A 9,015-nucleotide genomic window follows, 5' to 3' on the forward strand; every position below is an offset into this window, starting at 1 on the left:
CCGGCCGCAATCGCTGGCAAGCCAGCTCCCACACTGTCCGGGGGCAGCACACGTTTTGGATACACCCCTGAAACCTGTGGGAGCTGGCTTGCCAGCGATGGGGCCCTCAGCGGCGCTGAAAAATCCTCAGGCAGGAATGCTGACCAGGCTCAACAACTGCCCATCCTGCACCCCGAACTGCGCGTCCAGCTCGGTGCCATGACGCCATTCACCTGAAAGATCGGTCAGCAAGCGCAAGCGAACCTGACCCTGCTCCGTCCACTCCAAGACCTCGGCATGCTCGAAGTAGAAGCGCTTCTGCACAATCGGGTACAGCGCTTTGAACAGGCTTTCCTTCACCGAAAACGTCAGCGTCACCCATAACCCCGGTTGCTCCCGCAACCCGGCGGCCATGCGCTGCAATTCCGCTGGCGTGAGGATCTCCCCGGCCAGGCGTTCGGCGCGCTCGGTCTCGAGCATGTTTTCCAGGTCCATGCCCAAGCCGCGCCAGTGCTGCTTGTTGGCGACAATCGCCGCGGCGCGTCCGGTGCTGTGGGTGATCGAGCCGCAGATGTGCGCCGGCCACACCGGCGCACGGTCTTCGCCAATCGCCGGAATCACGTTTGAGCCTTCCAGTTGCTGCAGCGCAGCCCGGGCACAAATCCGCCCGGCGAGAAACTCGGCCTGCCGTTTGGCCACCGAGCGCTGAATGCTCGGCGGCGGCTCGATGGCACTGCGCTGGAAGTCATCGCCGAGCAGTTGCTTCGGATCGAAACGGGTGCTGAGCAGGACGGTGTCGGGCAACACGTTGGGCAACGGCCAATGGGCGTCGAGCGGGGTGCAGCAGGCGGGGAGGGGCGGGCTGGAATTCATGGCGGGCATTTTGCCGGTTGGCGCGGATGCTGGGTAGAGCCAAATCCTGTATCTGGCGGCGCTAATCCTGTAGGAGCTGCCGAAGGCTGCGATCTTTTGATCTTCAAAACAAAATCAAAAGATCGCAGCCTTCGGCAGCTCCTACAGGGTGGAAGTGGATCAGCTGAAGATTTTCTGGAAGAACGCCTTCATGTCCGCCCAGGATTTTTCATCGGCCGCTTTGTTGTAGCCGATATCCGGGCCACCGTGATCGCCGTGGCTCAAGCGATCGGCATCCGGATTGGTGAAGCCGTGCTTGGCGCCGTCAAGGCTGACGAATCTGTAGTCGGCGCCGGCCTTGTCCATTTCGGATTTGAACGCGGTGACGTTGTCGGCAGTGACCATGCTGTCCAGCGCGCCATGCTCGACCAGAATTTTCGCTTTCACACTGCCGGGCGTCGCCGGAGTGGTGGTCGCCAGCGCACCGTGGAAACTGACCACGCCCGCCAGCGGCTCGCCCTGACGCGCGGCGTTGAGCACCACGCCACCGCCGAAGCAGTAACCGATGGCGGCGATTTTATTCACGTCGGTCTGCGGCTGCTTTTTCAGCAGGTTCAACCCGGCCTCGAAACGTTTGCTGGAGGCCGCGGCATCCTGGGTCGCGGCCTGCATGAACGCCATCGCATCTTTCGGGTGCTCGGTGTTCTTGCCCTCGCCATACATGTCGATTGCCAAGGCGCTGTAGCCCAGTTCGGCGAGGTCGCGGGCGCGGCGTTTGGCGTAATCGTTCAGGCCCCACCATTCATGCACCACCACCACACCCGGGCGTTTGCCCTTGATCGCGTCGTCGTAAGCGTAATAACCGATCAGTCGGGTGCCGTCGGCGCTCTGGTAAGGAATCTCCAGAGTCTTGATTGCAGCGTTGGCCAGGCTGCTGGCGGCGAGCAGGGCAAGGGCGAAAAACAGGCGCATGGTCGGTCTCCTTATCGAAAGTGGTCAGGACAGCCTAGTCGATTTGATTCAGCGCAGGTTCAGAGAGTGTTCAGGGCAGGTACAGGGGCAGGTCAGTAACCTTGCGCCATACCCAAACAGCACTGTGAAAGAGGAAACGCGATGAATCGTCTGAACAAACTGCTGCTGGCTTTTACCTTGTTGGGCTCCAGCCTTGCGGCACATGCCGATGACACCAGCAACTTCGCCGGCCTGACCTTTGGCCAGACCAGTGACAAGGTCAAAAAGTCCCACGCGCTGAACGACAACCTTGGCCACCCGGACGCCAGCGGCGCAATTGACGGCAACAACACCTACGGTGTGCGCCTCGGTCAGCAAAATTCGCAAGGTCGCTACTACGCCACTTACGACAACGTGTCCGGTTCGCACAATGGCATTAAACTGCGCCAGGAAAATCTGCTGGGCAGCTACGATCTGTTCTATCCAGTGGGCGGCAGCACCAAACTGTTCGGTGGTGCCACGGCCGGTTTGACCAAGCTGACCCAGGATTCGCCAGGCTACAGCCGTGACAGCGACATCGGTTACGCCGTTGGTGGCCAGTTCGGTGTGCTGCAACAAGTGGCGCAGAACATTTCGGTGGAACTCGGTTACCGTTACCTGATGAGCAATGCCAGCACCGAAATGAAAGAGAGCGGTGGCAGCAAGCAAGGCTCGCTGGACTTGACCAGCAGCGCCCAGACTTACCTGTCGGCGAACTACGCTTTCTAAAGCGCGGTTCGCTCTAGACCCTGTGGGAGCGAGCTTGCTCGCGAAAGCGGTCTATCAGTCGACAACACTGTTGGCTGATACATCGCCTTCGCGAGCAAGCCCGCTCCCACACATGCGTTGTTGGAGTTTTTGATTTGCCCGGGAGAGCGTTATGAAACTGTTGGTCGTCGAAGATGAAGCGCTGTTGCGCCATCACCTGCAAACCCGCCTGACGGAGAGTGGCCACGTGGTCGAGTCCGTGGCCAATGCCGAAGAGGCGCTGTACCAGACCGGACAGTTCAACTTCGATCTGGCGGTGATCGACCTCGGTCTGCCCGGCATGGGCGGTCTGGACCTGATTCGCCAGTTGCGCTCGAGCGGCAAGACCTTTCCGATCCTGATCCTCACCGCGCGCGGCAATTGGCAGGACAAGGTCGAAGGCCTCGCCGCCGGTGCCGACGACTACGTGGTCAAGCCGTTCCAGTTCGAAGAACTCGACGCGCGCCTCAACGCCTTGCTGCGCCGTTCCAGCGGTTTCACCCAGTCGACCATCGTTGCCGGGCCGCTGTTGCTTGATCTCAATCGCAAGCAGGCGTCACTGGATGAAGAGCCGCTGGCGCTGACCGCCTACGAATACCGCATCCTCGAATACCTGATGCGCCACCACCAGCAAGTGGTGCCCAAGGATCGCCTGATGGAACAGCTCTATCCGGACGACGACGAGCGTGATCCGAACGTGATCGAAGTGCTGGTCGGCCGTCTGCGCCGCAAGCTCGAAGGCCCAGGCGGGTTCAAGCCGATCGATACCGTGCGCGGTCTCGGCTACCTGTTCAATGAGCGCTGCACTTGATTCGTTCTCTGCGCGTTCGCTTGATGCTCGCCGCCACCACGTTGGCGGTGTTGTTCATGCTCGGCTTGTTGCCGGCCATGCAGGGCGCGTTCAGCCTGGCGTTGCAGGACTCGATCGAGCAGCGCCTGGCCTCGGACGTCACCACGCTGATCTCGGCGGCACGCGTCGACAGTGGCCATCTGGTGATGCCGGCGCAGCTGCCGGATGAGCGCTTCAACCTCACCGACAACCGCCTGCTCGGCTACATCTACGACCGCGAAGGCAAACTGGTCTGGCGCTCGAAAGGCACGCAGGAAGAGCAGATCAACTACAAGCCACGTTACGACGGCATGGGCAACGAGTTCGCGCGGATCCGCGAGAGCAATGGCCAGGAGTTCTTCGTCTACGACGTCGAAGTCAAACTGCTCGGCGGCAAGAGCGCGGCTTTCAGTATCGTTGCGCTGCAACCGGTGCGCGAATATGAAAACACCCTTGAAGGCCTGCGCGAGAACCTCTATCTGGGCTTCGGCGCTGCCTTGTTGGTGCTGCTGGCGCTGTTGTGGATCGGCCTGACCTGGGGCCTCAAGGCGCTGCGTCGGCTGAGTCAGGAACTCGACGAAATCGAAAGCGGCACCCGCGAAAGCCTCACCGAACAGCACCCGCGCGAACTGCTGCGCCTGACCGGCTCGCTCAACCGTTTGCTGCACAGTGAACGCCAGCAACGCAGCCGTTATCGCGACTCTCTCGATGACCTGGCGCACAGCCTGAAAACCCCGTTGGCGGTGTTGCAAGGGGTCAGTGAAGACATGGCCCAACGCCCGGAAGATCGCGATCAGGCCTGGGTCCTGCAAACCCAGATCGAACGCATGAGCCAGCAAATCAGCTATCAACTGCAACGGGCCAGCCTGCGCAAAAGCGGTCTGGTGCGCCATCAGGTGCGGCTGCGGCCGGTGCTCAAGAGTCTGTGCGACACGCTGGACAAGGTTTACCGCGACAAACATGTTCGAGTGGCGTTCGACCTGCCGGAGCAATGTTATGTGCCGATCGAACAGGGCGCGTTGCTGGAGATGATGGGCAACCTGCTGGAAAACGCTTATCGCCTGTGCCTGAGCGAAGTGCGCATCAGCGTGCGCGAGAGCCTGACCGGTATCGATTTGTGCATCGAAGACGACGGCCCCGGCGTGCCGCCGAATCAGCGCGCGCGAATCCTTGAGCGCGGCGAACGACTGGATCGCCAGCATCCGGGGCAGGGCATCGGGCTGGCGGTGGTCAAGGACATCATCGAAAGCTATAACGCCAAGCTGATGCTCGGAGATTCGCCGATGGGCGGGGCGGCATTCAGGATTCAGTTTCCTGCGGTTTAGGTGTTGGTCTTGCCGGCCTCTTCGCGAGCAGGCTCGCTCCCACAGAGGGTTCAATGTGGGAGCGAGCCTGCTCGCGAAGGCGCCAGTCAGTTCACCGCAGGTCTTACTGCTCCTGCGCCCGATACGCCCCCGGTGTCAGCCCCGTCCATTTCTTGAACGCCCGGTGAAACGCCGACGGTTCGGAAAACCCCAGTTGCTCGGCAATCTGCTGCAACGACAGATCCGCCCGGCCCAGGTGATAAATCGCGATGTCGCGGCGCAGCTGATCCTTCAATTCCTGAAAACTGGTGCCTTCCTCACGCAAATGCCGACGCAGGGTTTGCGGGCTGATGTGCAACTGCGCAGCCACCGCTTCCAGGTCCGGCCAGTGCGCACTGTCGCGGCTGAGCAAACGGCGCAGGCGGCTGCTGAGGCTGTCGCCGTCGTCCGGGCGCGACAACAGGTCGGCGGGGGAGCGTTCGAGGAAATGCTTCAAGGTGCGTTCGTCCTGCAACAGCGGCATGTGCAGGTAGCGACTGTGAAACAGCAGGCTGCTCTGCTCGGCGCAAAACACCAAAGGGCAGGGGAACAGCAGATCGTACTCGGCACCGTGCGCCGGTTTCGGGTAACTGAAGGTGGCCTGCTCCAGACGAATCCGCTGGCCGATCAGCCAACTGCCGAGGCGATGCCAGATTACCAGCAGGCTCTCGCTGAGAAAGTGATCCGGGTCCCATAACTGCGCATCATCGAGGCTCAGGCGCACCCATTCGTCTTCGCGGCTCAGGCTCAGGCGCGGGGCCTCGGGGAATAGGCTATAAAACAATAAACCGCGTTGCAGTGCCTTCTCCAGATTGCGGCAGTGGATCAAGGCGTGGCACATCATCGCGAAGCTGCCGGGTTTGCTCGGCGCGCTGCCAAAGCCCAGGTATTCGTCATCCAGCGCCAGCCACAGGCTCTGGATCAGTTGGGTGAATTGCTCCGGGGCGATGCGCGCCCGTGGCTCATCGAGCAACTCGGGGCTGATGCCCAGTTGTTGCAGCAGCGGCGCATAGTCGAATCCCGAACGGCGTGCGCCACCGAGAGCGGCGCGGGCGAAATGACTGGCGATGGTACGTTCGCGCATAAGCGGCTGATCCTTCCTCAGGCGCCGGATGGTAGCCGGGGCAAGCGCAGGGCAACAAGGCGGATTTCCGCCAAATTGTAGGACGAGATCCGCTGACTTGGCGGAAATCCGCCACACCTGCGTCACCGGGCAGTGACAAAAAATACCCTGCATACCCTGATATCAAAAGGCTTGCAGCGAATCGCACCAATGTGGCACGGCGTTTGCGATAAGAGCGACAGAAGTGTGCGTCTTTCCGCTGGAAAAGCGCTGCTCGACACAACAAATCCCTCCAGTGCAGGAGGGTTCGCAATTCAGGTTCTGCGCTCAACAGATGGATGTTGCCCGCGGGACGCTTGAGGACACTTGCAATGACGACTCGTCAGCCACTGTACAAATCCCTGTATTTCCAGGTGATCGTCGCGATCATCATCGGTATTGCCCTTGGTCACTACTACCCGCAGTTCGGTGTGGCGGTTAAGCCGCTGGGCGACGGGTTCATCAAGCTTATCAAAATGATCATCGCCCCGATCATTTTCTGCACCGTGGTCAGCGGTATTGCTGGCATGCAAAGCATGAAATCGGTCGGCAAGACCGGCGGTTACGCACTCCTGTACTTCGAAATCGTTTCGACCATCGCCCTGCTGGTCGGTCTGATCGTGGTCAACATCGTGCAGCCGGGCAACGGCATGCACATTGACGTCAGCACCCTGGACGCCTCGAAAGTCGCCACGTATGTGCAGCAAGGCGCAGACCAGAGCGTTGTCGGCTTCCTGCTCAACGTGATCCCGACCACCATCGTCGGCGCGTTTGCCACCGGTGACATCCTGCAAGTGCTGATGTTCTCGGTGATCTTCGGTTTCGCCCTGCACCGCCTGGGTGACTATGGCCGTCCGATCCTCGACTTCATCGATCGCTTCGCCCACGTGATGTTCAACATCATCAACATGATCATGAAGCTCGCGCCAATCGGTGCCTTCGGTGCGATGGCGTTCACCATCGGTGCCTACGGTGTCGGCTCGCTGGTGCAGTTGGGTCAACTGATGGCCTGCTTCTACATCACCTGCCTGGCGTTCATCCTGATCGTGCTTGGCGCCATTGCCCGTATGCACGGCTTCAGCGTGCTGAAGATGATCCGTTACATCCGTGAAGAGCTGCTGATCGTACTGGGCACTTCCTCGTCGGAATCGGTACTGCCACGCATGCTGATCAAGATGGAGCGTCTGGGCGCGAAGAAATCCGTCGTGGGTCTGGTGATCCCGACCGGTTACTCGTTCAACCTCGACGGTACCGCGATCTACCTGACCATGGCCGCCGTGTTCATTGCTCAGGCCACCGACACGCACATGGACATCACGCACCAGATCACCCTGCTGGTGGTACTGCTGCTGTCGTCCAAAGGCGCCGCCGGTGTGACCGGTTCGGGCTTCATCGTGCTGGCCGCCACCCTGTCGGCGGTAGGTCACCTGCCGGTGGCCGGTCTGGCGCTGATCCTCGGTATCGACCGCTTCATGTCCGAAGCCCGCGCCCTGACCAACCTGGTCGGTAACGCCGTGGCGACCATCGTTGTCGCCAAGTGGGTGAAAGAGCTGGACACCGACGTGCTGCAAACCGAGCTGGCTTCGGGTGGTCGCGGTATAGCTGACACCCGTCCGGAAGACGACCTGGGTGTGGCTGAAGGTGCTACCCCGAGCAACGTCAAGTAATCTGATTTGGCTCCAGTGTAATGCTGGAGCCTGATAACCCTTGTGGTGAGGGGATTTATCCCCGATGGGTCGCGAAGCGGCCCCTTCTTAGATAGAAGGGGACTGCTGCGCAGTCCATCGGGGATAAATCCCCTCGCTACAGGGGTTTTTTATTGCCTGCGATTTGAGCATTACGGTCACTGCCGCTGACACATCCGGTGATTGCCGTGCGCGGCATCGCTGCCTAGGCTGGGTGCATCGCTCAAGGAGTTCGCCCATGTCCGCACCGCTGGCCTCACTGAAGATTCTGGATTTCTCTACCTTGTTGCCAGGGCCATTCGCCTCGCTGTTGCTGGCCGACATGGGCGCCGAAGTGCTGCGCATCGAGTCGCCCACGCGCATGGACCTGCTGCGGGTGTTGCCGCCGCACGATCAAGGGGTGTCCGCCAGCCACGCTTACCTCAATCGCAACAAGCGCAGTCTGGCGCTGGATCTCAAGCAGCCAGAGGCGCTGGAGGTGATCAGGCAGTTGCTGGGCGAATACGACATCGTCCTCGAGCAGTTCCGCCCGGGCGTGATGGAGCGTCTGGGCCTGGGTTATGAGGCGCTGAAGGCGATCAACCCGAAGCTGATTTACGTGTCGATCACCGGCTACGGCCAGACCGGCCCGTACAAGGATCGCGCCGGGCATGACATCAATTATCTGGCGCTGACCGGGCTCTCCAGCTACACCGGACGCACCGACAGCGGGCCGTTGCCTTTGGGCATGCAGGTGGCGGATATCGCGGGCGGTTCGCTGCATGGGGTGATCGGCCTGCTGGCGGCGGTCATCGCCCGGCAGCAGAGCGGGCAGGGCACGCACCTGGATGTGAGCATGACCGATTGCGCCTTCAGCCTGAACGCCATGGCCGGTGCCGGGTATCTGGCCTGTGGCGAGGAGCCGCACTGGGAAGACCAGATGCTCAATGGCGGCAGCTTTTACGACTACTACCGCACTCGCGACGGGCGCTGGCTGTCGGTGGGCAGTCTGGAACCGGGGTTCATGCAGCAACTGTGCGCGGCGTTGGGCCGGCCGGAGCTGGCGGCGCAGGGCTTGTCGCCAAAACCCGAACAGCAACGGTTATTGAAGGATGCGCTGAAAGTTGAGTTCGAGAGGCACGACTTTGCCGAGCTGTGCGAATTGTTCGCCGGAGTCGATGCCTGCGTCGAGCCGGTCTTGAACGTGAGCGAGGCGGTGCAGCATCCGCAATTGCAGGCGCGGGAACTGGTGACCCAGGTGCCGCGTGGCGACGGTACGACTCAGGCGCAGATCGGCTGTCCGTTGAAGTTCTCCGAGGCGCTGCCGGCACCGCGGCATGTTGGCGCGGGATTGGGACAGCATACTGAGCAGGTGTTGGGGGAGTTGGGGTTTGATGCTGAGCGGATTGCTCAATTGCGGGCGGCCAAAGTAATTCTCTAGCGTCTGTACCGGCCTCTTCGCGAGCAGGCTCGCTCCCACATTTCCGTGTGGGAGCGAGCCTGGTCGCG

Annotated in this window: 8 protein-coding genes; 5 read left to right on the top strand and 3 right to left on the bottom strand. The window is 61.1% G+C overall.

Features of this window, described 5'->3' with window-relative positions; translation table 11 throughout:
- Window positions 1-126: 126 nt before the first annotated feature.
- The gene (locus ACM6HV_RS18900) at window positions 127-852 is read right to left on the bottom strand and encodes a 4'-phosphopantetheinyl transferase family protein (RefSeq protein WP_414904987.1); all 726 of its coding nucleotides are present in this window, start codon (window positions 850-852) and stop codon (window positions 127-129) included.
- Between the two features lie 159 nt (window positions 853-1,011).
- Window positions 1,012-1,803 carry a dienelactone hydrolase family protein gene (locus ACM6HV_RS18905; RefSeq protein ID WP_414904988.1) on the bottom strand — a complete coding sequence of 264 codons (792 nt, stop codon included), beginning with the start codon at window positions 1,801-1,803 and terminating at the stop codon, window positions 1,012-1,014.
- 141 nt (window positions 1,804-1,944) lie between these two features.
- Between ACM6HV_RS18905 and ACM6HV_RS18910 the strand changes: the two genes are divergently transcribed.
- The 3 genes from ACM6HV_RS18910 to ACM6HV_RS18920 all read left to right on the top strand — a co-directional run bounded on the left by ACM6HV_RS18910 (window position 1,945) and on the right by ACM6HV_RS18920 (window position 4,722).
- Window positions 1,945-2,550, top strand: a complete 606-nt coding sequence (locus ACM6HV_RS18910; RefSeq protein ID WP_041067567.1) for a membrane protein — start codon at window positions 1,945-1,947, stop codon at window positions 2,548-2,550.
- Between the two features lie 151 nt (window positions 2,551-2,701).
- Window positions 2,702-3,379 carry a response regulator transcription factor gene (locus tag ACM6HV_RS18915; protein WP_027612288.1) on the top strand — a complete coding sequence of 226 codons (678 nt, stop codon included), beginning with the start codon at window positions 2,702-2,704 and terminating at the stop codon, window positions 3,377-3,379.
- Entirely contained in the window at window positions 3,376-4,722 is a 1,347-nt protein-coding gene (locus tag ACM6HV_RS18920; RefSeq protein ID WP_145594366.1) for an ATP-binding protein, read from the top strand. The genes ACM6HV_RS18915 and ACM6HV_RS18920 overlap by 4 nt, the downstream gene beginning before the upstream one ends.
- A gap of 103 nt (window positions 4,723-4,825) precedes the next feature.
- On the opposite strand, the gene ACM6HV_RS18925 is transcribed toward ACM6HV_RS18920, so the two are convergent.
- Window positions 4,826-5,824: an AraC family transcriptional regulator gene (locus ACM6HV_RS18925; RefSeq protein ID WP_414904989.1), complete on the bottom strand. Its 999-nt coding sequence runs from the start codon at window positions 5,822-5,824 to the stop codon at window positions 4,826-4,828.
- Between the two features lie 350 nt (window positions 5,825-6,174).
- Here ACM6HV_RS18925 and ACM6HV_RS18930 point away from each other — a divergent pair, with 350 nt between their 5' ends.
- The gene (locus ACM6HV_RS18930; protein WP_414904990.1) at window positions 6,175-7,509 is read left to right on the top strand and encodes a dicarboxylate/amino acid:cation symporter; all 1,335 of its coding nucleotides are present in this window, start codon (window positions 6,175-6,177) and stop codon (window positions 7,507-7,509) included.
- 256 nt (window positions 7,510-7,765) lie between these two features.
- Window positions 7,766-8,947, top strand: a complete 1,182-nt coding sequence (locus tag ACM6HV_RS18935) for a CaiB/BaiF CoA transferase family protein (RefSeq protein ID WP_414904991.1) — start codon at window positions 7,766-7,768, stop codon at window positions 8,945-8,947.
- Window positions 8,948-9,015: the final 68 nt, after the last annotated feature.

Source organism: Pseudomonas sp. IT-P260 (assembly GCF_949768395.1).
In the GTDB taxonomy this organism is placed as follows: domain Bacteria; phylum Pseudomonadota; class Gammaproteobacteria; order Pseudomonadales; family Pseudomonadaceae; genus Aquipseudomonas; species Aquipseudomonas parakoreensis.

Bases quoted from the DNA above. Each gene is read 5' to 3' on its own strand.
- ACM6HV_RS18930 (WP_414904990.1), top strand. From the start codon at position 6,175: ATGACGACTCGTCAGCCACTGTACAAATCCCTGTATTTCCAGGTGATC.
- ACM6HV_RS18915 (WP_027612288.1), top strand. From the start codon at position 2,702: ATGAAACTGTTGGTCGTCGAAGATGAAGCGCTGTTGCGCCATCACCTG.
- ACM6HV_RS18900 (WP_414904987.1), bottom strand. From the start codon at position 852: ATGAATTCCAGCCCGCCCCTCCCCGCCTGCTGCACCCCGCTCGACGCC.
- ACM6HV_RS18925 (WP_414904989.1), bottom strand. From the start codon at position 5,824: ATGCGCGAACGTACCATCGCCAGTCATTTCGCCCGCGCCGCTCTCGGT.
- ACM6HV_RS18935 (WP_414904991.1), top strand. From the start codon at position 7,766: ATGTCCGCACCGCTGGCCTCACTGAAGATTCTGGATTTCTCTACCTTG.
- ACM6HV_RS18905 (WP_414904988.1), bottom strand. From the start codon at position 1,803: ATGCGCCTGTTTTTCGCCCTTGCCCTGCTCGCCGCCAGCAGCCTGGCC.
- ACM6HV_RS18910 (WP_041067567.1), top strand. From the start codon at position 1,945: ATGAATCGTCTGAACAAACTGCTGCTGGCTTTTACCTTGTTGGGCTCC.